This window comes from Pantoea sp. USHLN298 (assembly GCF_037149395.1).
Taxonomy (GTDB): domain Bacteria; phylum Pseudomonadota; class Gammaproteobacteria; order Enterobacterales; family Enterobacteriaceae; genus Pantoea; species Pantoea astica.
This window is the reverse complement of sequence record NZ_JBBCRO010000002.1, coordinates 174,474-198,302: the sequence shown is the minus strand read 5'-3', so window position 1 is coordinate 198,302 and position 23,829 is coordinate 174,474. Positions and strand designations below refer to the sequence as shown.

At 57.9% G+C, this 23,829-nt stretch carries 20 protein-coding genes; 15 read left to right on the top strand and 5 right to left on the bottom strand.

Annotated features, from left to right (window positions below):
* Positions 1-19: 19 nt before the first annotated feature.
* On the top strand, positions 20-2,062 hold the full coding sequence (gene dcp, locus WFK59_RS05570; protein ID WP_336755243.1) for a peptidyl-dipeptidase Dcp: 2,043 nt from the start codon (positions 20-22) through the stop codon (positions 2,060-2,062).
* Between the two features lie 48 nt (positions 2,063-2,110).
* On the opposite strand, the gene hpxO is transcribed toward dcp, so the two are convergent.
* Positions 2,111-3,268 carry an FAD-dependent urate hydroxylase HpxO gene (gene hpxO, locus WFK59_RS05565; protein ID WP_336755242.1) on the bottom strand — a complete coding sequence of 386 codons (1,158 nt, stop codon included), beginning with the start codon at positions 3,266-3,268 and terminating at the stop codon, positions 2,111-2,113.
* A gap of 661 nt (positions 3,269-3,929) precedes the next feature.
* Between hpxO and WFK59_RS05560 the strand changes: the two genes are divergently transcribed.
* The 5 genes from WFK59_RS05560 (at position 3,930) to WFK59_RS05540 (ending at position 7,604) form a co-directional block, all read left to right on the top strand.
* Positions 3,930-5,117 carry a glycosyltransferase family 4 protein gene (locus WFK59_RS05560; protein ID WP_336755241.1) on the top strand — a complete coding sequence of 396 codons (1,188 nt, stop codon included), beginning with the start codon at positions 3,930-3,932 and terminating at the stop codon, positions 5,115-5,117.
* A 67-nt stretch (positions 5,118-5,184) separates the two neighbouring features.
* Entirely contained in the window at positions 5,185-5,430 is a 246-nt protein-coding gene (locus WFK59_RS05555) for a hypothetical protein (protein ID WP_233984274.1), read from the top strand.
* Positions 5,431-5,461: 31 nt separating this feature from the next.
* Complete coding sequence (gene ampC, locus WFK59_RS05550) at positions 5,462-6,601, top strand: class C beta-lactamase (protein ID WP_233984275.1); 1,140 nt, start codon at positions 5,462-5,464, stop codon at positions 6,599-6,601.
* Between the two features lie 77 nt (positions 6,602-6,678).
* Positions 6,679-7,131, top strand: coding sequence for a type II RES/Xre toxin-antitoxin system antitoxin (gene parS / locus WFK59_RS05545; RefSeq protein ID WP_233984276.1), 453 nt, complete (start codon positions 6,679-6,681; stop codon positions 7,129-7,131).
* Entirely contained in the window at positions 7,131-7,604 is a 474-nt protein-coding gene (locus WFK59_RS05540) for an RES family NAD+ phosphorylase (RefSeq protein ID WP_336755240.1), read from the top strand. Before parS ends, WFK59_RS05540 begins: the two co-directional genes overlap by 1 nt.
* Positions 7,605-7,628: 24 nt before the next feature.
* On the opposite strand, the gene WFK59_RS05535 is transcribed toward WFK59_RS05540, so the two are convergent.
* From WFK59_RS05535 to WFK59_RS05525, 3 genes are all read right to left on the bottom strand, one after another.
* On the bottom strand, positions 7,629-9,452 hold the full coding sequence (locus WFK59_RS05535) for a glycoside hydrolase family 15 protein (protein ID WP_233984278.1): 1,824 nt from the start codon (positions 9,450-9,452) through the stop codon (positions 7,629-7,631).
* A gap of 92 nt (positions 9,453-9,544) precedes the next feature.
* Complete coding sequence (locus WFK59_RS05530; RefSeq protein WP_336755239.1) at positions 9,545-10,438, bottom strand: SDR family oxidoreductase; 894 nt, start codon at positions 10,436-10,438, stop codon at positions 9,545-9,547.
* Positions 10,439-10,699: 261 nt separating this feature from the next.
* Positions 10,700-11,734 carry a LacI family DNA-binding transcriptional regulator gene (locus tag WFK59_RS05525; RefSeq protein WP_233984280.1) on the bottom strand — a complete coding sequence of 345 codons (1,035 nt, stop codon included), beginning with the start codon at positions 11,732-11,734 and terminating at the stop codon, positions 10,700-10,702.
* A 217-nt stretch (positions 11,735-11,951) separates the two neighbouring features.
* On the opposite strand from WFK59_RS05525, the gene WFK59_RS05520 reads away from it, so the two are divergent.
* The 4 genes from WFK59_RS05520 (at position 11,952) to WFK59_RS05505 (ending at position 17,165) form a co-directional block, all read left to right on the top strand.
* Positions 11,952-12,980, top strand: a complete 1,029-nt coding sequence (locus WFK59_RS05520; RefSeq protein WP_336755238.1) for an ABC transporter substrate-binding protein — start codon at positions 11,952-11,954, stop codon at positions 12,978-12,980.
* A gap of 88 nt (positions 12,981-13,068) precedes the next feature.
* The gene (locus WFK59_RS05515) at positions 13,069-15,288 is read left to right on the top strand and encodes an ABC transporter permease (RefSeq protein WP_336755237.1); all 2,220 of its coding nucleotides are present in this window, start codon (positions 13,069-13,071) and stop codon (positions 15,286-15,288) included.
* Positions 15,285-16,346 (top strand): ABC transporter ATP-binding protein, encoded by a 1,062-nt coding sequence (locus WFK59_RS05510; RefSeq protein ID WP_233984283.1) that lies wholly within the window; start codon positions 15,285-15,287, stop codon positions 16,344-16,346. The genes WFK59_RS05515 and WFK59_RS05510 overlap by 4 nt, the downstream gene beginning before the upstream one ends.
* A gap of 24 nt (positions 16,347-16,370) precedes the next feature.
* Positions 16,371-17,165 carry an inositol monophosphatase family protein gene (locus WFK59_RS05505; RefSeq protein WP_233984284.1) on the top strand — a complete coding sequence of 265 codons (795 nt, stop codon included), beginning with the start codon at positions 16,371-16,373 and terminating at the stop codon, positions 17,163-17,165.
* 48 nt (positions 17,166-17,213) lie between these two features.
* Here WFK59_RS05505 and WFK59_RS05500 read toward each other — a convergent pair whose 3' ends face one another.
* The gene (locus WFK59_RS05500) at positions 17,214-17,648 is read right to left on the bottom strand and encodes a GNAT family N-acetyltransferase (protein ID WP_336755236.1); all 435 of its coding nucleotides are present in this window, start codon (positions 17,646-17,648) and stop codon (positions 17,214-17,216) included.
* Between the two features lie 188 nt (positions 17,649-17,836).
* Between WFK59_RS05500 and hipB the strand changes: the two genes are divergently transcribed.
* The 5 genes from hipB (at position 17,837) to WFK59_RS05475 (ending at position 23,779) form a co-directional block, all read left to right on the top strand.
* A complete protein-coding gene (gene hipB / locus WFK59_RS05495) occupies positions 17,837-18,085 on the top strand; it encodes a type II toxin-antitoxin system antitoxin HipB (protein WP_336755235.1) in 249 nt (82 codons plus the stop codon).
* On the top strand, positions 18,085-19,398 hold the full coding sequence (locus WFK59_RS05490) for a type II toxin-antitoxin system HipA family toxin (protein ID WP_233984287.1): 1,314 nt from the start codon (positions 18,085-18,087) through the stop codon (positions 19,396-19,398). The genes hipB and WFK59_RS05490 overlap by 1 nt, the downstream gene beginning before the upstream one ends.
* Positions 19,399-19,485: 87 nt before the next feature.
* Positions 19,486-20,886: a M24 family metallopeptidase gene (locus WFK59_RS05485; RefSeq protein ID WP_336755538.1), complete on the top strand. Its 1,401-nt coding sequence runs from the start codon at positions 19,486-19,488 to the stop codon at positions 20,884-20,886.
* A 62-nt stretch (positions 20,887-20,948) separates the two neighbouring features.
* On the top strand, positions 20,949-21,587 hold the full coding sequence (locus tag WFK59_RS05480) for a LysE family translocator (protein ID WP_233984288.1): 639 nt from the start codon (positions 20,949-20,951) through the stop codon (positions 21,585-21,587).
* Positions 21,588-21,733: 146 nt separating this feature from the next.
* Positions 21,734-23,779, top strand: coding sequence for an FUSC family protein (locus tag WFK59_RS05475; protein WP_336755234.1), 2,046 nt, complete (start codon positions 21,734-21,736; stop codon positions 23,777-23,779).
* Positions 23,780-23,829 lie beyond the last annotated feature (50 nt).

Sequence of the window (23,829 nt, the reverse complement as noted above, 5' to 3'; positions counted from 1 at the left end):
GCCCATTCAGGAGCGAATCATGAACGCCCGTCAGAATCCTTTCTTTAGCGTCAGCCCCTTGCCTTATCAGGCGCCGCCGTTTGACCAGATTCAGCAGCAGGATTTTCTGCCCGCCTTGCAGGCAGGCATTGAAGAAAAGCGTCGGGAAGTTGAGGCGATCGCCACATGCAGTGACGAGCCAACGTTCCTCAATACCTATGAGGCGCTGGAGAAGAGCGGGCAGTTGCTGAACCGGGTTAATCTGGTGTTCAGCGCCATGACCTCGGCGCACACCAGCCCCTATCTGCAACAGGTGGATGAAGAGATCGCACCGGAGCTGACCGCACTCAACGACGAGATCATGCTTAACCGGCCGCTGTTCTCACGGCTCGATGCGGTCTATCTGCAGCGCGCCCAGCTTGATGCTGAATCCAGGCGGCTGGTTGAGGTGATCTGGCAGCGCTTTCAGCTGGCGGGTGCCAATCTGCCCGAAGCGCAGAAACAGCAGCTAAAAGCCCTGAATCAGGAAGCGGCGCGTCTCAGTACCCGCTTTACCAACAGGCTGCTGGCTGCTACCAAGGCAGGCGGTCTGGTGGTGGATCAGGCAGAGAAACTGGCGGGGCTTTCCGCTGCAGACCTGGCGGTCGCGCAGGCAGAAGCGCGCGCCCGCGGGCTGGAGAATGCCTGGCTGCTGGTGCTGCAGAACACCACTCAGCAACCGGCGCTGCAAAGCCTGAGCGATCGCGAAACCCGTGAGGCGCTGTTTAAAGCGGGCATGACCCGAACCGAAAAGGGCGACGAAAATGATACGCGTGAGCTGGTGCTGCGTCTGGCTCAGGTGCGGGCCGAACAGGCCAGGCTGCTGGGCTTTGCCAGTTATGCCGAGTGGAAATTGCAGGACCAGATGGCGAAAACCCCGGACGCTGCGTTTGCCTTTATGCGTAACATCGTGCCTGCCGCCCGTGCGCGGGCTGAACGTGAAGCGGCGGCTATCCAGCAGACTATCGATCGCCAGCAGCAGAGCTTTACGCTGCGCGCCTGGGACTGGAATTTTTACGCCGAACAGGTGCGTCACGCGCAGTACGATCTCGATGAGAGCCAGATCAAACCTTACTTCGAGCTGAACTCGGTGCTGCAGAATGGCGTGTTCTGGGCGGCCACGCAGCTCTATGGCATCCGGTTTTCGCCCCGCCAGGATCTGCCGGTTTACCATCCCGACGTGCAGGTATACGAAATTTTCGATGCCGATCAAACACCGCTGGCGCTGTTCTATACCGACTTCTTCAAGCGCGACAGCAAAGGCGGCGGGGCGTGGATGAGCAATTTTGTTAACCAGTCGACGCTGCTGGAGAGCAAGCCGGTGATCTACAACGTCTGCAACTACACCAAACCGCCAGCCGGTGAACCGGCGCTGCTGAGCTGGGATAAGGTGATCACGATGTTTCACGAGTTTGGACATACGCTGCACGGCCTGTTCGCCAGCCAGCGCTATCCGAGCCTGTCAGGCACCGAGACGCCGCGCGATTTTGTGGAGTTTCCGTCGCAGATTAATGAGCACTGGGCCAGTGAGCCGCAGGTGTTCCGCCATTTCGCCCGCCACTATCAGAGCGGAGAACCGATGCCCGCCGCGCTGCACGAAAAAATCATCCGCGCCGGAAAATTCAACAAAGGTTACGAGATGAGTGAGTTGCTGGCGGCCGCGCTGCTCGATCTGCACTGGCACAGTCTGCCAGGCGACCGGGCACCGCAAAGCGTGGACGGTTTTGAACAGCAGGCACTGCAGAGCGACAATCTGGCGTTAGCGGCGGTGCCGCCGCGCTACCGCTCCAGCTATTTTCAGCATATCTGGGGCGGAGGCTATGCCGCCGGTTACTACGCCTATATCTGGACCCAGATGCTGGCTGATGACGGTTACCAGTGGTTTGTTGAACAGGGCGGACTGACACGGGAAAATGGCGAGATTTTCCGTCAGAAAATCCTCTCGCGTGGCAACAGCAGCGACCTGAAAACCCTGTATGAAAGCTGGCGTGGCGGCCAGCCGAAGCTGGAGCCAATGCTGAAGAATCGCGGCCTGGCGGAGTAGCTAATCGACGGGCGGTCATGCCGCCCGCTGATCTAAGGAACGGACGGGTTAACCCAGCGGTCCGCCTTCAATGGTTTCACACATGCCGGCCAGCACCCGCTCGCCGGTTTCACTTTTCAGCGAACGATACCACTCTGCGGTCACAGCCGGATCTTTCGCATGGGTGACGTCACAGCGCTTACGCGCTTTCAGCACCAGATCTTTGACCCGCTCAACCCGGCGCGCCTGATAACGCAGCAGGGCATCTTCAATCCCCAATGAATGCGACGCCAGCGTAGAGGCGAGCACGATGGCATCTTCCATCGCCGCACAGCCGCCCTGACCGATATCAGGTGTGGTGCTGTGGGCTGCATCCCCCAGCAGGGCAACGCGACCTTTAACCAGGCGGCTGAACGGTTCGATATCGTGGATTTCGACCCGGTTGGTGGTGTCGGGATTGATCGCGGCAATCAGCTTCTGCACCGGTGCGGCCCAGCCGGCAAAATAGCCGCTCAGATCGGCTTTAACGGTACTACGGTCCTGCGGCAGCCCTTTGGGCAGCGGCACGTCGAAGAAGAAATAAAAACGGTTATCGCTCACCGGCATCAGCGACACGCGCTTGCCTTCGCCGACAAAGGTCGTCCACTGATCGGCAGGAGCGATGCTTTCGTCTATCGTCACCAGCCCGTTCCAGTTGACGTAACCGGCATAGCGCCGCTCCAGCGTCTGCTCCAGCACATAATCCCGGATCACCGAATGGGTGCCGTCCGCGGCAATCAGAAAATCACCCTGAACCTGGCTATTATCGGCAAAGGTGGCAATCACACCGTGATCGCCTTGTTCAACCTGAATGACCCGTTTGCCGAAATTGACCCGCTGACGGCCAAAGGTATCGATCAGCATCGCCTGCAGTTCAGCACGCGCCACCGGATAGGGGAACTCACCGACCTGCTGCACCAGCGGCGACATACTGAAGCGGGTCAGCGGTGCGCCGCTCACCGCATCGTGATAGGCCATGTAGGCCATATTGCCACCCAGTGCGCGCAGCGCCGCCTTCATGCCCAGCGCATTCAGGCATTTAACGCCGTTTGGCCAGATGGAAATCGCGGCCCCGACCGGCTTCATCTCTTTTACCGCTTCGAATACCTCAACCTCAAAACCCGCTTTCTCCAGCGCGATGGCGCTACTCATGCCGCCGATACCACCACCGATTACGATCGCTTTCATAGTTATCTCCTGTCTGCTTGCAACGGATACTGCAACTTTTGTACCAGTGCCTTACCACGCAGCCAGAAAATCAGGATTTACAGACTGTTCAATGACATAGCGTGTCACGACAACCTAATGATGCTGCGCCAGAGGATGCTGGCGCACGCTTATGTTGCAATGCGATGCGCTTAAACAGTGCATCGCAGGCAAAAAAAGCGGCTGCTGTATCATTTGTTTCATCAGGCAGGCGTCAGGAGATGAGGCAAACAATCACTGCTAATGACAGACGCTACCGTCAGATGCATAAAACAGGCCGATCTCTGAAAAGCCACTACAGGAAAACTGATTAGTTGAATTGTTATCAACTGATCGCCCCTGGGGCACGCCGGATTATTTTTAACAAATCTTTAAACTTACACATAATAAATGGCGCACCGGCTGACGGCGCTTTATTCCTCTTCATTAATCAACGAGTTAATTAATGAAATATGAGAACGGATGTAAAAATATTTCTGTAACCGTTACGCTGCTGCGACAGACCAGGAATAAACCCCGATCGGCAATCATAAATAAATTGCGCGATTGGCCGCTAAAAACATTTTTAGGATATTCTGCAGGCGCGCCTGCCGACATCGCATGATATAGATCTCCCGGGACTCAAGGACTCTGGAATACGATCATGAAAATCGGAATCACCAATAACCACTATCCGGAGCAGCGTAATATTTTAGTTAATCCGGAAAATGAATATATAAATCTCAAAAAGTACAATCTGTTTTACTTTATTAACCCGCTACGGACTCGCTTACTCAAAAAAAATAAATCCTTCGTTTTTCTGCCGCTGCCATTTTCACCCGCATCCCGGCCAGACGTCCTGCATCTGTTTAATGAAGTGGCGATAACCCGTCAGAAATGGGTTGCCTCGTTTGAAACGGAATTACCGCGCGTTTTACCGGTGCCGGGCGTTGCAAAACAGGATAACCCCGAACTGAAGCGGCTGATCCCGCATCTGCTGAAAGAGAACTGTCTTGGGTTGATAGCCATTTCGGACGCGACGCTGAACATACAGATGAAACTGTTCCCGCCCGGAGACGGCGTGGCGCAGCAGATCAGACGTAAAACGGTGGTGTTGCATCCGCCACAGACTCTGTTCACGCCGCATAAAGCGCCACGCCAGGCTGGCATATTCCGGCTGGTGTTTGCCGGCAACGAGTTCTACCGTAAAGGCGGGGCCGAAGTGGTACTGGCGATAAGTGAGCTGATTGAAGAGCGCAAGCTGGAAGAGTCGCAGCTGGATGTGCAGCTGATCGGCGATCTCACCAAACGTCATAACGTAGCGCACCGGCAACATCAGGACGATGAGGCATTCTGTCGCTCAATTGAGAGCCGCATCGGACGTTATCGCTGTTTTACCCACCGCTCCCGGCTGGATAATGCCGCGCTGCTGCAGCTGTTTCGTGACAGCGACATCGGCCTGCTGCCGACCTGGCAGGAGACCTACGGCTTTTCGGTGCTGGAGATGCAGGCGAACGGCTGCCCGGTGATCACCAGCAACGTGCGTGCCTTACCGGAGATTAATCCGGCCAGCGCGGGCTGGGTGATTGGCGGCGCGCTCAACGGCGATCGTGAATACAGTGTCACTACGCCTCAGGAGAAACAGCAGCTGCGTCAGGCGCTGGTGGCGGGTCTGAAACAGACACTGCTCGCCATCTTCGATCGGCCTGAGATGTTGCAGGAAAAAGGGGAGGCGGCGATTCTGCGTATCAAAGATCAGCACGATCCGCAGCGTTATATCGTCCGGCTGCACGATATTTATCACCGCGGCGTGATCAACGTCACTCAACATCCTCCGGTGATCCCCGTTTGATAAGATTTTCCAGACGACGCGTGCCAGATTAGTCATACTTAGTGCAGCGTTCATCTGGAGATTAATCATGAAAATAGTCATCAGCCTGCTGCTGTCCGGACTGCTGGGCAGCAGCGCCTTTGCTCAACCCTCATCCCCGTTTCCGGCGCGTGCGCCGCTGCCACAGCTGACGCCCGTCGCCGCACGCTGCGATGTCTCAGCCTGTCAGACCAATTGCTATGTCGAACGATCCCATTGCAACACCCGTGATACCGGAGCGTGCAGTTCACAGGCACAAATCTGTGTGCAGGCCTGTGCCGATCAGTGCAAATAATTTGAATCAGAGAAAAAACTGTTAATTGCCAATGAAAAAGTCTTTGTCTTACCTTGTTTTGTGGTCCCTTTCTGCCAGCTGTGTTGCCGCCGATCTCACCTCACAGCAGGTCACTTCTCTGGTTAAAGCCGCGATAGAACCGCTGATGGAGCAGCAGGAGATCCCCGGTATGTCGGTCGCGATCCTCTATAAAGGCCGCACCCAGTTCATCAATGCCGGCGTCGCGGATCGGGAGTCCGGCCGCCGGGTCACCGAAAATACTCTGTTCGAACTCGGCTCGGTGAGTAAAACCTTCACCGGCGTGCTGGCCGGCGTGATGATCCGCAATGGGGATATCGCGCTTAACGATCCGGTACAGAAATACTGGCCACAGCTGACCGGCACGCAGTGGCGGCACATCCGGATGCTGCATCTGGCGACCTATACCGCGGGCGGCCTGCCGCTGCAGCTACCGGATGCGGTAACCGATCAGGCCTCGCTGCTTAACTATTATCAGCAGTGGCAACCGCAGGCCGCGCCGGGCACGCTGCGTCAGTATTCCAATGCCAGTATCGGTCTGTTTGGTGCGCTGATGGTGAAGGGCGATTACGAGCAGGCGATGGAGAAAAATGTCTTTCAGCCGCTGCGGCTGACGCGCACCTATATAACCGTGCCGCCGTCAATGATGCTGAATTATGCCTGGGGCTACAAAAACGGCCAGCCGGTGCGGGTATCGCCGGGAATGCTGGACGCGGAGGCCTACGGAATCAAATCGACCGCCCGCGATATGCTGACCTTTATGCAGGCGAATGCTGATCCTAATCGTCTCTCTTCAGGAAATACCGTGCTGCGCAATGCGATTCGCACGTCGCAGTCCCGCTATTTTAGCGTGCGCAGTTTCTATCAGGGACTGGGCTGGGAGATCTACGACTGGCCGGTGAGCGCCGCCACGGTGATCGCTGACAGTGAAAACGGCGTCGCGCTTAAACCTCAGCCCGCCACGCCACTCAATCCCGTCGTGCCTTCTCAAAGCGCCAGCTGGGTGCATAAAACCGGTGCCACCAACGGTTTTGGTGCCTACATTGCGTTTATTCCCGGCAGGAATACCGGCATCGTGATGCTTGCCAACAAGAACTACCCCAATCCGCTGCGGATAAAAACCGCCTGGCAAATTCTTGAGGCGTTGCAGTAATCTCCGGCGTCACTCTCCGCTGGCGCGCCTTGTTCATTTGCGCTAAAATTTAAATCAAATGAACAGAGGGTGATGCTATGTCAATTGCCATTTATACGCCCGCCAGCAGTGGCCGCAACCGTTCACTGCTGCATGCGCTGAACCTGCCGGAAACCCTGCCGGATGCGCATCAGCGGATTGCCGTCGGCTTCAGCAGCGGGGTACTGAAACGTACCGCGTCGCTGTCCGCATTTGATGAAGCCTGGCTGTGCCGGCTGGCGGGCATCGATCGCAGCACCTACAACCGCAAAGTGAAAGATCCTGAGCAGACTTTTTCGCCCGATCAAAGCGGACGGATTTATATGCTGATCCGCGTGCTCTCTGCCGCCAGCACGCTGTTGCGTGACGATCCGGCGCGGCTGGTACAGTGGCTGGAAACCCCAGCCAAAGCGCTGGGCGGCAAAAAACCGGCAGAGATGACCACTACCGTTGCGGGCGCGGAAGCGGTACTGAATCTGATTGGTCAGCTTGAACATGGCGTCATTACCTGATGGCATCAGTGCATTTTTACCGGCTGGTAAAAAGCGAATATGCGATGACCGCCTTTGATGGTTTTGGTGCCCGCACCTACGGCGGACGCTGGAATTCAGTGGGCACCGGCTGCGTTTATCTGGGGTCGAGCCGGGCGCTGTGCGTGCTGGAAGCGCTGGTGCATCTCACTATTCAGGATCTGGCGCAGGACTATTCGATGCTGTCGATCAGCGTGCCTGACTCGCTGATTGCCGAGCTGTCGCTGGCGGCACTTCCCGCCGACTGGCAGGCCGATCCCGCACCGCCATCGACGCGGGAGATTGGCGACGGCTGGCTGGCCAGCCCGGATAACGGGCTGATACTGAAAGTCCCGAGCACCCTGACCGGAGAGTGGAATGCGTTGTTGAATCCTGCTCACCCGGCCGCGGCGGCGATTATCAGCAAGGTGGTGGTCGAGCCATTTTTCTTTGACCCGCGCTTCAGGCTGCAATAGCTCCTGACCGGTCAGGCCTGCGCCTCAGTGGGCAGCTCTGGATTCTGAAATGGCCTGCGCGGCACAGATCAGCGCCAGGTGACTCAGCCCCTGCGGCATATTGCCGCGCCAGCTCTGGCTGCGCACATCAAACATTTCGTTAAAAATGTCGACGTTGCCATGCCGGTCAAGCGTGGCGAGGATCTGCTCCATCGCCTGGTCGGCCTGCTCAATGTTCCCCATCTCGGCCCAGGCCTCTGCCAGCCAGAACGCACAGGCGAGAAACGTGCTCTCTTCCTGGTCGACGCCGCTATAGCGATAGAGCATGGCGCTGTCATTGCCCAGTTCATGATGGATGGCACGATAGGTCGAGAGCATCCGCTGCGGATTAACCGCGTTGCCGTAGCTGTGTACCAGCGCCAGCGAGGCGTCAAGGCGATCCTCACTGCCGACGTAAAACAGGTAAGCCTGCTTCTGTTCTGACCAGCAGTGCGTCTCAATCCAGTCCCGAATCCGGTCGCGTTCCCGCTGCCAGCGGCCCAGCCAGGTGGGTTCGATGTGCTGGTTTTCGGCCAGCGCGACCGCCCGATCCAGCGCCATCCAGCAGGCCATTTTGGAGTGGGTGTAGTGCTGCAAGTCCGGCAACTCCCAGATACCACAATCCTTTTGCCGCCAGTGATCGGCACAGCAGTTCGCCAGCTCGCCCAGCATCCGTGAGGTGGTGATATCCAGTACGTGTCCCGCTTCGATAAACAGTTGCGCGGTGGCCAGCATGTCGCCATACATGCTGAGCTGCACCTGATCGCGGGCGTTATTGCCAACCCGAACCGGCTGAGAATCCTGATAGCCGCTTAACGGCGGAAAGCGTTCTTCCGGGACTTCATCGCCATTCAGCGCATAGCAGGCACGCAGCCTGACGCCGTGGCGCAGGATGGTCTGTGACAGCCATGAAAAGGCCGCTTTACAATCCTCCAGCGCGCCGAGATAAACAAAGGCTTTGATGATCAGACAGGCGTCACGCACCCAGGCGTAGCGATAATCGTAATTCTTCTCGCCGCCAATGCCTTCCGGCAGCGAGGTGGTGGCCGCAGCCGCCAGCGCACCGGTCGGTGAGTACCAGAGAAACTTGAGTGACAGGGCAGAGCGCTTCACCAGCGCCGGATAGCTGCCGTCATAGCTCAGACTCTCCACCCAGCTGGTCCAGCCGGTGTGGCTGGTTTCGATCCGCTGATCGATGGCGGAGAGCTCAGGCACTGCCAGCGGCTCATTCTCGGTGATCAGCAGCGCGCAGAGTGAGCGCGAACCGGCCGAGGTCCGCAGCGTGGCACAGACCTGCTCATCATCCAGTAAGGTAATGCGGATATCGTCGCTGGTACGGAACATCGCCATCACGTCAGCAATGTGAAACACCTTGCCTTTCTCGGTGTCGGCAATCCACGGAGAACGGGTTTCAGCCGCGGTGCCGAATCGCAGGCTGATCTCCAGTTCAACGTCGCCGCTCACGCCTTCAATCCGACGGGCCAGTTCGCCCCACGGCAGTCGTCCCGCCAGCGTGCTGTTGATCGATTCGGTCAGCAGCACCGTGCCGCTGTCGGTCTCATACCGGGTTTCCAGCACATTGCTGTTATCGCGATAGCGGCGCGTGACCTGATAAGGCTCGCGCGGCACGATTTGAAAATAGCCGCCGACACCGGCATCCAGCAGACGGTCAAACAGCGGTTTAGCATCGAGGTTCGGGGCGCACCACCAGTCGATCGAGCCATCCGGCGCAATCAGCGCTACCGAACGCCCTTCACCAATGGCGGCATAATCACCCAGACCTGCAAAGCCATTATCCCGGGACGGCTGCCGGAAAATTTCGTTTTCCATGGTTTTCTTCCTTGTATCACTGTGACGACAAAGACAACAGGCGAAGGCAGGACAAAAAAGTGGCCGCATTATGCGGCCACCGGGGAACGGGTTTACAGGGTGCCGGTGCCGCCATCTGAGCACCAGACCTGGCCGGAAGAGTAACTGCTCTCCGTCGAGGCCAGCGTGACGTAGAGCGGGGCGATTTCAACCGGCTGGCCGGGACGACCCATCGGTGAATCGGCACCAAACTGCTTCACTTTTTCCTGTGGCTGACCGCCGCTCGATTGCAGCACGGTCCAGTATGGGCCAGGCGCTACCGCATTTACCCGGATACCGTCGCCACCCAGCTGCTTCGCCAGTGATTTGGTAAAGGCGACAATCGCCGCTTTGGTCTGGGCGTAATCCAGCAGAATATCGCTGGGTTTAAAGGCCTGTACTGACGAGGTATTAATAATTGACGCGCCGCGTGGCAGATATTCCAGCGCCGCTTTGGTGATCCAGAACATCGCATAAACGTTGGTTTTAAATGTCGCGTCGAAATCTTCGGTAGTCAGGGTACGAATGGACTCATTAAACTGCTGGCGTCCGGCGTTATTCACCAGAATATCCAGGCCGCCTAATTTATCGACCGCCTGTTTTACCAGCTGCTGACAAAATTCTTCAGAACGAATGTCGCCCGGAATAGCGAAAACTTTACGGCCTTCCGCTTCGATTAATTTAATCACTTCATCGGCATCGGGCTGTTCTTCTGGCAGATAGTTAATCACCACGTCTGCACCTTCGCGAGCATAGGCAATCGCGACGGCACGGCCAATACCGGAGTCACCGCCGGTAATCAGCGCTTTACGGCCGGTCAGGCGGCCGGTGCCGCGGTAGCTGGTTTCACCGTGGTCGGGAAACGGAATCATTTTGCTGACTAAGCCTGGTGCCTGTTGCGGTTGTTCCTCAAAAGGAGGCTTAGGAAATTGATCGAGATCGAGCGTCTTGTTCGTTGGTGTCGTCATTGTAAGCTCCTTGTACATCATTATCTGAGTGATTAAGCCTGGCACAAATGTGATATTTGTCACATCTGACTGCTTATTCATTGAGCAGTGGCGGTCAGGGTGAATTAATAATGCTGATCAAGAATAGTCATAAAATCGGAGGTTGTGCCGCCGGATGGCGATATTCTGGCGAGAAGAGGAGAGATATTTAAAGCGAAGCGTGAAAGAGAGTGAAGGTTATTTCACCGGCGCTCAGGCACCGGCAATAATATAAAAAAGGGATTACCCGCCGCGTACCGAACCCCGCCAGACCACATCAGCCTGATATATTCGCCGATCGCTTTGCTGTTCAGCGGCGGGCGTTAATTGGTCCTGCTGCGCTTCGCTCTCTGTCAGCCAGCGGATGGCGTCACGGGCAAACTGCTCCACCGGCTGGGCGAAGGTGGTGAGGTTATAGGATGACCAGCCAGACTGCGGGATATTGTCGTGGCCGACAATGCACAGATCTTCCGGGATGCGCAGGGCAAAACGGTGGCGCGCCTCATCCATAAAGCCGCACGCCAGCAGGTCGGTGGCGCAGAACACCGCGTCAGGACGGACTTTGCGGGTCAGCAGCCGCTGCGCCAGGATCTGACCGCTTTCATAGGAGGTCGAGCCAAAATGTTCCACCTGGACCGGGACCCCGGCTCTCTCTGCCGCTGCCAGAAAATCCCGCTCGCGTTTCAGCAGGCTTGGGGTACCGGCCAGCGAATTAACAAATGCGATGCGCTGGCAGCCGGCCCGGACAAAGGCGTTGACCGCCATCTCCGCCGCCGGACGCGAGTCGAGGTTAATACTCAGCGAGCCGGGCAGGGATTCATCGCGGTTAATCAGCACCAGATGCTGGCCATGTTTATAGCAGAGCCGGGTGATGGCGCTGTCAGGCATGCCGGAAAGTATGATCGAAGCATCGGCGCGAAAGTTGATCGCCTGCTGTAACGCGGCAGAGACCCGATCGTCGGAGCGGTCGGTGTTGATCAGCATCGCTACCTTTCCCGCTTCCTGCAGGTACTGGGTCATCCAGCGGACCAGGCTGGCACGGTAGGGCGTATCCACTTCAGAGGCGATCAGGCAGACAATGCCGCTGCGGTTGCGCACCAGACCGCGCGCCAGATGGTTAACGTGGTAGCCCAGCTCTTCGGCGGCTTTCATCACCCGCGCCCGGGTCGCCTCCGACACGCTGGCGCCTGGCGTAAAGGTGCGCGATACCGCCGAGCGGGACACGCCCGCCCGGTCAGCGACATCCTGCGCACTGACCACCGCCTTGAGTTGATGCATGAGTTTCTCCCGCGTTATGCATGATCCGTTCTGAGTCTGCCTGAGTTTGCAAGGCTGTGCAAAAGTAATCTCGCTGCTGGTGTTGCAAATTTGTGACAGCGACTGTCAATTGCTTCACATGCTAATTGACAGAGCAATCGGGTCGCCTTACTACTTTGCACAGCAGTGCAAAATAAAAGCGCGTCCAGGCGCTATCCTCGCCCTCAAGGAGAACACCATGCGTTACTCATCTCTGTTCGCTGCGGTTATCGTCAGTTGTCCGGCTCTGCCGTTTGCGGCTGCCGCGGCTGGCAATCTCAACATGGTCTGTTCGGCGGATGTGGTGGTCTGTGAGCAGATGACCCGCCTGTTCAGCCAGTCTCATCCCGATATCCATCTCAGCATGGTGCGGCTGTCAGCCGGAGAAGCCTATGCGCGTATTCGCAGTGAGGCGCGTAATCCCCGTACCGATATCTGGTGGGCGGGCACCGGCGATCCGCACATGCAGGCGGCGGAAGAGGGATTAACCCAGCCCTACAAATCACCGCTGCTCGACCAGCAGCAGTCGTGGTCGCAAAAAGTGGCGGAGATCTCCGGCTATCGCACCGTGGGCGTCTATGCCGGTGCGCTGGGCTGGGGTTACAACACTAAGCTGCTGGCGGAGAAAAAGCTGAAGGTGCCCGCCTGCTGGGCCGATCTGCTCGATCCGGGCTTTAAAGGGGAAATCCAGATTGCTAATCCTAACTCCTCCGGCACCGCCTATAACACCCTGGCGACGCTGGTGCAGATCATGGGCGAAGACAAGGCCTTTGATTACCTGAAAAAGCTCAACGCCAACGTTTCGCAATACACCAAATCGGGGTCGGCACCGGTAAAAGCCGCCGCCCGCGGTGAAACCACGCTCGGCATCGTCTTTATGCATGATGCGGTGGCGATGGAAGTGGATGGCTTCCCGATTAAACCGGTCGCGCCCTGTGAAGGCACCGGCTATGAGATTGGATCGATGTCGATCATCAAAGGGGCGCGTAATCTGGCGAACGCCAAAAGCTGGTACGACTGGGCGCTGAGCGCTGAGGCGCAGTCGCACATGAAAGAAGCGAAATCGTTCCAGCTGCCGTCGAACCGCAAGGCGGAGATCTCCGAATATGCGCCGCGCTTTGAGAACATCAAACTGATCGATTATGACTTCAAAACCTACGGGGATTCGGCGAAACGCAAAGCGCTGCTCGGACGCTGGGATAAAGAGATCGGTGCCAGCGCGCAGTAATGCTGTTTTTCGTCCGGCGATGCGAAGCCGGATACCTGCAGAACCGCGGTGGCGCAAGCCTGGTGTCCGCATCAGATCGAGGTGATTCATGAATGCGCACAATCGTCGCTTAACCGGCGCGTTAATGGCCGGTGCGACTGCCCTGATGCTGTTGCCCTGGTACAGCCTGGAGCAGGGCTTTTTCTCGGGACACTGGCTGGTGTCGCTGTGGCGTGATGAGAACAGCGCGCCGGCGCTGTGGCAACTGATGCAGCATGGCTGGCTGGCTATTGCCGTGGCGCTGTGGCTGCTTGCTGCTGCCTGCGTATTTCTGCCACCGGGGCGCAGCCGCAGCGGCTTACTGTTGCTGTTCAGCGTCTGCGGCATTCTGTTCCTGGTAGTGGAAGGCCATGCTATCGGGTTTAGCGGCTGGAACTGGCTGTGGCTGGAGAACCTCGCTGGCCCGCTGGAACAGGGGCAGCCGGCGATGGGTGCGGGCGCGCTACTGCTGCTGACGGTGTTTCTGCTGATTTTTTCCTTTGCGCTGGCCGAACGCGGCGTGCTGAAAGGTGATGCCTTTGTGGTGGCGGCGATTGTGCTGCTGGTGGCGCTGGTAACCACCTTTGTGCTCTATCCGGTCCTCAGCCTGTTTGTCGCCTCGGTGCAGGATATTGATGGCAGCTTTAAGCCTGACGGGCTGATCGCCAATCTGCAGGACCCGGCTATCTGGAGCGTCGCCTGTGTGACCGGCGGCACCTGCGGCACGGCGTGGCGCACGCTGGGCCTGGCGCTGATGACCGCCAGCGGCTCCACATTACTGGGGCTGGCGTTTGCGCTGGCGGCGACCCGGACCTCGCTGCCGTGTAAAAAAGCGCTGCGGATGCTGACTATTCTGCCGATCATTACGCCGCCGTTCGTCATCGGGCTGGCGCTGATCCTGCTGTTTGGTCGTTCCGGCGTGGTCACCACCTCGCTGGCGACGCTGTTTGGCGTTGAGCCTGGCCGCTGGCTGTATGGCCTCACCGGGATCTGGCTTGCTCAGGTGTTGTCCTTTACCCCGATTGCGTTTCTGGTGCTGATTGGCGTGGTTGAAGGGGTCAGCCCGTCGCTGGAAGAGGCGTCTCAGACCCTGCGTGCCAGCCGCTGGCGCACCTTTTCCCGCATCTCTCTGCCGCTGATGGCGCCCGGACTGGCCAACGCCTTTCTGATCAGCTTTATCGAAAGCATGGCGGATTTTGGCAACCCGATGGTGCTGGGCGGCAGTCACGGCGTGCTGTCGACCGAAATCTTCTTCTCGGTGGTTGGGGCGCAGAACGATCCGAGCCGTGCCGCAGTGCTGGCGATGATCCTGCTGGGCTTCACCCTGACGGCGTTTCTGCTGCAGCGCGTCTGGCTGTCGGGGAAAAGTTTCGCCACCGTGACCGGCAAAGGCGACGGCGGCCGTCATGTGCTGCTGCCGCGCCCGGTGCGCTACAGCGTCTATGGCATGGTGATCCCGTGGGGCCTGTTCACGCTGGTGATTTACGGCATGATCATGATTGGCGGCTTCGTGCAGTCGTGGGGACTGAATAACGCGCTGACGCTGGATCACTATATCCGCGCCTTCAGCGTCAGCCTGAATCAGGGGCAACTGGTCTGGAGCGGCGTCGCCTGGAACTCTTTCTGGACCACGCTGGAGATCGCCCTGATTGCTGCGCCGCTTACCGCGGTGGTGGGGCTGCTGACTGCCTGGCTGATTGTGCGGCAGAAATTCGCCGGGCGGCAGACCTTTGAGTTCATGCTGATGCTGAGCTTTGCCATTCCGGGCACCGTCATCGGTGTGAGCTATGTGATGGCCTATAACCTGCCGCCGCTGGAGATCACCGGCACCGCGATGATCCTGATCGCCTGCTTTGTGTTCCGTAACATGCCGGTCGGAGTGCGGGGCGGCATTGCGGCGATGAGCCAGCTCGATAAAAGCCTGGATGAAGCCTCCCTGACGCTGGGTGCCAACAGTTTCCGGACCTTACGTAAAGTGGTGCTGCCGCTGCTCAAACCGGCGATCAGCGCGGCGCTGGTTTATGCCTTTGTGCGCGCCATTACCTCGATCAGTGCGGTGATTTTTCTGGTCAGCGCGCAATACAACATGGCGACCTCTTACATTGTCGGGCTGGTGGAGAATGGCGAGTATGGTGTCGCCATTGCCTACTCGTCGGTACTGATCGTGGTGATGTTAGCCATTATCGGGCTGTTTCAGCTGCTGGTGGGTGAACGCCGCCTGCGCCGTGCCAGTCAATCTGCGGCCGTTGCCGCACCTGTTCCCACTCTGACTCAGGAGAGAGCCGTATGACCCCCATCCATGCTGGATCGGTCGTTTTTGAACATGTCGCGAAACGCTTTGATGGCTTTACGGCACTGCCGGATCTTTCATTAACTGTGGAGCCAGGCACGCTGGTGACGCTGCTGGGGCCGTCCGGCTGTGGCAAAACCACCACGCTGCGGCTGCTGGCCGGGCTGGAGCATCCCACCTCGGGCCGTATTCTGATCGGCGGTAAAGATGTCACCCAGTTGCCGGCCAATGAACGCGACGTGGCGATGGTGTTTCAGTCCTACGCGCTGTTTCCTCATATGAACGCGCTCGACAATATCCTCTACGGGCTGCAGTCGTCGGGAATGAACAAGCGGGAGGCGCAGGATCGGGCGCGGGAAGGGTTGAAGCTGGTCGGGCTGGAAAGTCAGGGGCAGCGTCTGCCGTCTGAACTTTCCGGCGGACAACAGCAGCGTATTGCGGTGGCCCGCGCGCTGGTGCTGGAACCGCAGGTGCTGCTGCTGGATGAGCCGCTGTCGAATCTGGATGAGCGTTTACGGCGTCGGGTGCGGACGGATATTCGCGATCTGCAGCAGCGGCTGGGTTTTACCGCGGTCTATGTGACGCACGATCAGGAAGAGGCGCTGGCGGTCTCCGATAAAATTATTGTCATGAAAGAGGGCGATATTGCTCAGCAGGGCGCGCCGGAAACCCTTTACCATTCGCCCAACTCGGTGTTTATCGCTGACTTTATGGGCGAAGCCAATATTCTGCCGTGCGACATTGAGCAGGCGGAAGCCGGTGAGGCGCTGGTTCGGGTCGGCAATCAGCGTTTCCGGCTGCGCGATGCCGGAGCCACCATCGGCAGCGGTCAGCTGGCGGTTCGGCCGCAGTTTATCACGCTGTCCGGCGACGGGCAGGGCGCGCTACAGGGGGAAGTAATTCACAGCACCTGGCTGGGCGACCATATCGAATATGAAGTCACCACCGAGCTGGGGTCGCTGTTTATCATCGATCCTCACATGGAGCAGCGCCTGCCGCTTGCCGCCCGGGTTGGCGTTAATTTTAAGCCGCAAGGGCTGGCCCTGATTGCCCGCTAATCTGCTTAACCGCAAGGAGTCACAATGGAACTGCACGATGAAATGATGTCGCGTCTGGCGCTGGCTGAGACGGTCGCCCGCGCGGGCGGTGCCACAGCGTTATCCTACTTTTCCCGCCGCGACACGCTGGTGGTGGAAACCAAATATGATCTGCAGGATGTGGTATCGATTGCCGATCGCGACGTAGAGCAGATGATCGCCGCCGCCATCCGAGAGGCATTCCCGGAGGATGGCTTTCTCGGTGAGGAAACGGGCCTGCAGGCGGGCCGGAGCGCCTATACCTGGGTAGTCGATCCGATCGATGGCACCAGCCCGTTCCTTAATGGGATGCCAAACTGGTGTGTATCGGTTGCCGTGCTGCGGGACGACGTGCCGATTATCGGGGTGATTTATGCTCCGACCTTTAATGAATGCTATGTGGCGGCGCTGGGCGAGGGCGCAACGCTCAATGGCCGTCGGTTGCAGGTTGATCCGGCACGCACCCTACAGAATCACGTCACGGGCTTTGGTGCCAACAGCTACGTCAGCCCACAGCAGGTTGGGGAGATTGTGGCGGCCTTGCTGACAGCGGGCGGTAACTTCATCCGCATCGGCTCAGGCGCCCTGATGCTGGCATGGGTGGCGGCTGGTCGGGTAGTGGGCTACTACGAACCTTATATGCACGCCTGGGATTGTCTGGCCGGTTACTGTCTGGTGAAAGAGGCGGGCGGTTGGGTGCATCCGTTCAACACCGACGGCGATCGCATCACCAAAGGGGCACAGGTGCTGGCGGTGGCTCCCGGTGCTGAAGCGGATTTGCGTCGCATCGCCGGCTTGTGACCCTGTCACGACGCTCAGGTCGGTACAGCCACCTCAGCGTCGTGATCTTTATCCCTTCAGCGTTTTGGTCAGGTAGTGGCGCTGCATACCGGTTTGCGGAAAGTCGGGCAGGGAGATCTGCTGCTGATAACCCTGTTTCAGATAAAACGGCAGCGCCTGAAAACTGAAGGTATCCACCAGCGCCTGCTGACATCCGTAAGTTATCGCCTGCTGTTCTGCTGCCCGCAGTAAAGCACTGCCCAGACCGGTGCCGCGCAGCGTATCGTCCACCCACAGATAATCGATACAGAGCCAGTTCCCCTTGCGCGAGGCCATTACGCCGCCGCGCAACTTACCGTCCGCGTCATGATCAAATACCGCCAGCGGTCCGTGGTTTTCACTGCCGATAAACTGCCGGTTGAAACTGCCGAGCCCGGCGAATAACGCCTCCCGGTCTTTGTCCTCTGGCTGCTGCGTCACGGTAAAAGTCGCGCTTAGTGTCATGATTTTCCTCCTGTCGTGCTACTTCACTGGGGTGCATATCCGCAACAGAGGATAATAAATCACTTATCCCCTGATGGGTATAAAATGATAATTATCCCTTATTGGGGATAATGAGCTAATTATCCTCTTTCGGGGATAATCGGAATGCGCTATGCTGATCGTCTGCCGACTTCGGAGGAACAGACACGATGATATACAGTCCGCTGCAGCTGGCTAACCGGCTGAAACTTATCCGTCAGCGTAATGGCTGGACCCAGAGCGAGCTGGCCAAAAAGGTGGGTCTGAAACAGGCGACCATTTCGCATTTTGAAAATGCGCCGGACAACACCTCGCTGGCGACGCTGTTTAAGCTGTTACAGTCGCTGGAGCTGAGCCTGGAGGTGCAGGAGAAAACGGTCGCCGCACCACCGGCGCTCAGTGACGAGGATGACTGGTAATGCAGAAGCTGATTGCGTGGATGAACGGCGAGCGGGTTGGGGTGCTGACGCGTCAGCGCAATGGCGCGCACGAATTTCAGTACGATAAAGCGTGGCTGAGCAATCCGCTCGCCAGGCCGCTGTCGCTCTCAATGCCGCTGCAGGTTCCGGTCATCACCTCCCACGCGGTAATTAACTTTTTCGATAACCTGCTGCCGGATAGCCCGTTGATTCGTGACCGGATTGTGGCGCGCTACCAGATAAAATCCCGTCAGCCGTTTGACCTGTTGCAGGAAGTGGGACGTGACAGCGTCGGTGCGACCATGCTGTTGCCGCCGGAGATGCCGCTGCCGCCGTTACAGGTGCGTTACGAGCTGCTGGATGAGGCACGACTGGAGAGTGTGCTGTCAGCCTATCAGTCCGACATTCCGCTTGGGATGCTGCGCGAAGAGACCGACTTCCGGATTTCGGTAGCGGGCGCGCAGGAGAAAACCGCCCTGCTGCACACTGAGCAGGGCTGGAGTATTCCTGCCGGGGCCACGCCGACGTCGCACATAATCAAACTGCCAATTGGCGAAATTAAGCAGCCGGCGGCGACGCTGGATATGCGCGAAAGCGTAGAAAATGAGTATCTCTGCCTGGCGCTGGCCAGAGCGCTGGGGCTTAACGTTCCGCAGGCCTCCATTATCCGTGCTGGCGCGATGCGGGCGCTGGCGGTGGAGCGCTTCGATCGCCGCTGGTCACGCGACAGAACCCGGCTGATACGGCTGCCGCAGGAGGATTTCTGTCAGGCGCTGGGGCTGCCATCTTCCACCAAATATGAATCGGACGGCGGGCCGGGCATCGCGGAGATCATGCAGTTGCTGATGGGATCGAGTAATGCGATAGAGGATCGTTATCACTTCATGATGTTCCAGGTGTTTCAGTGGCTGATAGGGGCAACGGATGGTCACGCAAAGAACTTCTCGCTGTTTATTGAGCGCGGCGGCAGCTACCGGCTGACGCCCTTTTACGACGTGATTTCCGCCTATCCGGTGCTGGGCGGCACCGGCCTGAATAAGCGCGCGCTGAAGCTGGCGATGGGGCTGCGGGCCAGCAAGGGTAAGAAAACCGAGATCGATAAGATATTCCCGCGTCACTTTTTCGCTACGGCAAAAAGCGTCAATTTTGATAGCGGCAGCCTGCAACAGATTTTTGACTTCTTTATCCGGGCTTTTCCGCCAGCGGTGATCGCGGTGCGGGATGCGCTGCCCGCAGGATTTCCGCAACATATCGCCGATGCCATCTTCAGCCACTCGCTGATTATGCTGGAGCGGTTACGGCAGAAAGATTGATCGCGGCGGCAACAGGGCGGTCCGGAACCCCATAAACTGATTCTTTTTCCCGTTAGCCTGGAGCCTGTTATGCACACTGATTCTGTTATGCACACTGATCGTTACGCTCTGGAAGACATTGCGCCACCGCCGACCTTTCCTGACGCGGTAAGCCACGTCATGGCGGATGAAACCCTGCATCGCCGGCTGGCGGCGATAGTTCAGCGCATGAAACAGCATCAGATTGCGCAGCTGATCATCTATGCCGATAAAGAGCACGGCAGCAACTTTGAGTATCTGGCGGGCTTTATTCCGCGCTTCGAAGAGGCGCTGCTGGTGGTTAATCAGCAGGGCGAACTGGCCTACATCATGGGCAACGAAAACCTCAAACTGGTGCCGTTTGCCCGTAATCCGGGCCGCTGTCTGCACGCGGCGCTGTTTTCGCTGCCCAATCAGCCGATGAGCGGTGAACCGTCGCTCTCCCGTTTGCTGAGCCAGGCGGGAATTGTGCCCGACAGGCGTACCGGGCTGGTGGGCTGGAAGTTGTTTAGCAGCCAGCAGCCAGCGATGTTCGATTTACCACACTTTATCTGTGCGGCAGCGGCTGAAGCGGCGGGCGGCATGGCACATCTGGTGAACGCGACCGGGTTATTTATCTCACCCGATGAGGGCGCGCGCTGCATTAACAGCGCCGATGAGGTGGCCTTTTACGAAGCGGGAGCGAATCGGGCTTCCACTGCCATGCTAACGGCACTGGATAGCGTAGCGCCAGGCATCAGCGAGAAACGCATTGGCGCGCTGCTTAACCGCGATGGCCAGCCTCACAGCGTGATGACCATTGCGGCTACCGGCGATCGCTTTGCAAACGCGCAGCTTTATCCATCGGATAAACAGATTGCGACGGGGGATAAGCTGTCGTTAACCGTCGGCTACAAAGGCGGGCTGACCAGCCGCGCCGCCTATGTGGTCAGCCAGGCTTCAGAGTTACCCTGTCACGTTGCAGACTGGCTGACCCGGCTGGCGATCCCCTATTATCATGCGGTGGTCAGCTGGCTGGAGCAGTTACGCATCGGCATCACCGGTGGCGAACTCTATGGGTTAATCGAGGCGGTACTCCCCAAAGCGCAGTATGGCTGGCACCTTAATCCGGGGCATCTGGTGGCTGACGAAGAGTGGCTCAGTTCACCGGTTTCGCCCGGTTCAGCCATTCCCCTGAAGAGCGGCATGTTGCTGCAGATCGATATCATTCCTTCGGTGGCCGGTTACGGCGGCTGCAGTATTGAGGATACCGTTGGTCTGGCGGACGCGGCACTGCGTGCTCAACTGGCGGCTGAATTTCCGGCGGTCTGGCAACGGATGATGCAACGCAAAACTTACCTGAGTGAGGTATTGCGGCTGAAGCTCTCCGATGAGGTGATTTTACTCTCTAACACGGTGGGTTATCTGCGGCCGTTTTTGCTGGATCAGCACCGCGCGCTGGTGCGGCAACCGATCAGCGACGGGGTTTAAAAAAACGTGGTCGGCTGTTAAGTTAATAGCCTGTTAACCCCGGATAAAGGTCAGGAGCCGTAATGTCCGATATTGTGCATTTCCCGCTATTTGTTGCCTCCATTTTACTGCTCTGTATTACGCCAGGACCCGATCTGGCCTATGTAGTGGGACAAAGCGTCGCCAGGGGACGATGTTCCGGTATCCTGTCAGCCGCCGGGGTTGCACTGGGCAGTTGTACCCATGCCGTGGCCAGTGCGCTGGGGCTGACTGCGCTGATTGCTGCCTCGCCGCTGCTGTTCACGCTGATCAAGTATCTCGGTGCGGCCTACCTGATCTACCTGGGGGCCAGAATGATTGGGTCAACCTTTATGACATCCGCAGCAGCGGAGATCACGCCGCCGCGCGCGCAGCCGGGCACCCGCTTACTGCTGCTGCGCGGTTTCATCACCTCAATCACCAATCCCAAAGTGCTGTTGTTTTTTATCGCCTTCTTCCCGCAGTTTGTGGTGGCTGGAAGTGAGCATCACGCCAGTGCCTTCCTGTTGCTGGGGATGACCTATGCGCTGGTCGGCCTGATGACCGACGTGATGTTTGCGCTGCTGGCGGGCGGGGCCGCAGGCGCGGTGGCGAACAATAAGAGGTTACAGAAAGTGCTGGATCGGCTGGTCGGAGCCACTTTTATCGGCCTTGGGATTCGTCTGGCGCTGACCCGTCGCTGAGTCGAATCTGGTGCTGCCGGCCCGGTCAGCCGCAGCCTGAACCGGCCAGGGAAGGCCGGTAATAATTTGTATAATTTAACTGAGAGTAAAAGCCGCGCGCTTCTGTCAGGATACGCGCCACAGAAGTATTTCGGTCCTCTCATTCGATGAAATGGTTTACCAAAAACGCGGTTTTGTTTGCCTGCAAAACCTCCCTGGCCGCGTTTATCGCGTTATCTGTTGCTCTGATTCTTAACTTTGAAAAACCAGCCTGGGCGCTGACCACCGTATTTGTCACCTCTCAGCTTTATGCCGCCTCGACCGTCTCGAAATCGCTGTTTCGTCTGATGGGAACCGTGCTCGGCGGCGTCTTTATCCTGTTGATCTACCCGGAAACGGTGCAGTCGCCGCTGCTGTTCAGCCTGTGCGTCTCGCTGTGGGTGACCTTTTGCCTTTATCTGTCGCTGCATGACCGCACGCCGAAAAGCTACGTCTTTATGCTGGCCGGTTACAGCGCGGCGATCATGGGCTTCCCGGAGGTAAACACGCCGTCGGCTATCGTGAATACGGTGATTTCCCGTATTGAGGAGATCACCCTTGGCATCCTGTGCAGCACCCTGGTTCACCGGCTGGTTTTTCCGGTATCGATGCACCATTTGCTCGGGCAGAGCGTCGACCACTGGTTTCAGAATGCGCGTAAATTGTGTGATGAACTGGTCAGCGGCATGGCGAAGAATAAGTCTCTGGAGCGCGAGGATATTCTGATCCAGATGGCGGGCTATCCGCTGAATGTCGAAACGCTGCTGACACACTGCGTGTATGAAGGAGAGGCGGCGCGTAATGTTATCCGTCTGGTCAGCGTACAGTATCAGCATCTGACCTATCTGCTGCCGACGCTGACGGCGATCGAATCGCGGCTCGGGGTGCTGGCGGAACTGAATATCCGCTTTCCGCTCTGCGTCACTTCGGTGTTCCAGCAATTTCTGCTGTGGCTTAATCACGATCGGGTCAACGATATTGAAGGGCTGCGTAACGCCATCGCAGAAGGACAGGCGACGCTGGAACGTGACTGGCAGGCGGGAAACCTGGCGACCGAAGAGAGCCTGCTGCTGATTGGCTTACTGGAGCGGCTGGCGAACTTTGTTCGTATTGCGGATGCTTATCAGAACGTCAGCGCCCGCGCCGGCGATCTTTACAGCCATGGCGATGGGGCGGCGATCAGGAATATCCGCGAGCATCGTCATATTGATAATGGACTGCTGATCCTGTCGGTGCTGACGGCCTTTCTGGCGACCTTTCTCTCCAGCCTGTTCTGGATTGGTAGCGGCTGGGCGGATGGGGCGAATGCGCCGCTGATGGCCGCGATTATCAGCTCGTTTTTTGCCAGCGTGGATTCACCGGTGACGCCGATGAAACTGTTCGTTAAAGGGGTGGTGATTGCGCTGGTGGTCAGCCTGTTTTATATCGCCTTTCTGATCCCGCAGGCCAACACGCTGCAGGCATTGATGATCTGTCTGCTGCCGGGGCTGATGCTGCTGAGCCTGGTAATCGCTAATCCGGCCACTAACCTGATTGGACTGAGCGTGGCGATCCAGATACCGGGCTTTATCGGGCTGAGTCATCACTACGTGCCGGATCTGATCGTCACCCTGAATGCAGCTATCTCGTCGATGGTGGGCATTATGTTTGCGGTGGTGCTGACGGCGCTGATCCGTAACAAGCGGCCCTCGTGGATTGCCCGACGCGCGGTGCTGCGCGGACTACGTGACCTGCTGAGTTTTATTAAAAAAGTTGAACGTAATTCGGCCACGCTGCTATCGCGGCAACAGTTTATTGCCCGGATGCTGGACCGGGTGAACATAATTCTGCCGCGTAAACGGCTCGATCCGGTACCGGACATTGTGGTGGGTGGCTATCTGATTAGCGAAACCTGGCTCGGCGCCAACTGTTATGACTATTATGCCCGCTATCGTGAGGTATTAGAGGCACACCGTCTCGACAGCGGCCAGATGTTTCACGAACTGGGACTCTATCTGAAGCGTAAAATGAAGTCGCTTCAGCTGCTGCCGCATCCGGATCTGCTGGAGGAGCTGGATCTGTTGCTGCTGCGGCTGGAAACCATCGCGCGGCAGGAGAGTGCGGCGGTGGCACCGCTGGTTCACCTGTTTAACATTCGTGTCTCGCTGTTCCCGCAACAGCGCTGGCCGGGCTGATCGTGTTATAAAAGTCGGCGAAAAGCACCGCTAACCCGAGGACGAATAAC

Bases quoted from the DNA above. Each gene is read 5' to 3' on its own strand.
- dcp (WP_336755243.1), top strand. From the start codon at position 20: ATGAACGCCCGTCAGAATCCTTTCTTTAGCGTCAGCCCCTTGCCTTAT.
- parS (WP_233984276.1), top strand. From the start codon at position 6,679: ATGTCAATTGCCATTTATACGCCCGCCAGCAGTGGCCGCAACCGTTCA.
- WFK59_RS05505 (WP_233984284.1), top strand. From the start codon at position 16,371: ATGGAACTGCACGATGAAATGATGTCGCGTCTGGCGCTGGCTGAGACG.
- WFK59_RS05490 (WP_233984287.1), top strand. From the start codon at position 18,085: ATGCAGAAGCTGATTGCGTGGATGAACGGCGAGCGGGTTGGGGTGCTG.
- WFK59_RS05530 (WP_336755239.1), bottom strand. From the start codon at position 10,438: ATGACGACACCAACGAACAAGACGCTCGATCTCGATCAATTTCCTAAG.
- WFK59_RS05525 (WP_233984280.1), bottom strand. From the start codon at position 11,734: ATGCATCAACTCAAGGCGGTGGTCAGTGCGCAGGATGTCGCTGACCGG.
- hpxO (WP_336755242.1), bottom strand. From the start codon at position 3,268: ATGAAAGCGATCGTAATCGGTGGTGGTATCGGCGGCATGAGTAGCGCC.
- WFK59_RS05540 (WP_336755240.1), top strand. From the start codon at position 7,131: ATGGCATCAGTGCATTTTTACCGGCTGGTAAAAAGCGAATATGCGATG.
- WFK59_RS05555 (WP_233984274.1), top strand. From the start codon at position 5,185: ATGAAAATAGTCATCAGCCTGCTGCTGTCCGGACTGCTGGGCAGCAGC.
- hipB (WP_336755235.1), top strand. From the start codon at position 17,837: ATGATATACAGTCCGCTGCAGCTGGCTAACCGGCTGAAACTTATCCGT.
- WFK59_RS05515 (WP_336755237.1), top strand. From the start codon at position 13,069: ATGAATGCGCACAATCGTCGCTTAACCGGCGCGTTAATGGCCGGTGCG.
- WFK59_RS05535 (WP_233984278.1), bottom strand. From the start codon at position 9,452: ATGGAAAACGAAATTTTCCGGCAGCCGTCCCGGGATAATGGCTTTGCA.
- WFK59_RS05475 (WP_336755234.1), top strand. From the start codon at position 21,734: ATGAAATGGTTTACCAAAAACGCGGTTTTGTTTGCCTGCAAAACCTCC.
- WFK59_RS05560 (WP_336755241.1), top strand. From the start codon at position 3,930: ATGAAAATCGGAATCACCAATAACCACTATCCGGAGCAGCGTAATATT.
- WFK59_RS05500 (WP_336755236.1), bottom strand. From the start codon at position 17,648: ATGACACTAAGCGCGACTTTTACCGTGACGCAGCAGCCAGAGGACAAA.
- WFK59_RS05510 (WP_233984283.1), top strand. From the start codon at position 15,285: ATGACCCCCATCCATGCTGGATCGGTCGTTTTTGAACATGTCGCGAAA.
- WFK59_RS05480 (WP_233984288.1), top strand. From the start codon at position 20,949: ATGTCCGATATTGTGCATTTCCCGCTATTTGTTGCCTCCATTTTACTG.
- WFK59_RS05520 (WP_336755238.1), top strand. From the start codon at position 11,952: ATGCGTTACTCATCTCTGTTCGCTGCGGTTATCGTCAGTTGTCCGGCT.
- ampC (WP_233984275.1), top strand. From the start codon at position 5,462: ATGAAAAAGTCTTTGTCTTACCTTGTTTTGTGGTCCCTTTCTGCCAGC.
- WFK59_RS05485 (WP_336755538.1), top strand. From the start codon at position 19,486: ATGCACACTGATCGTTACGCTCTGGAAGACATTGCGCCACCGCCGACC.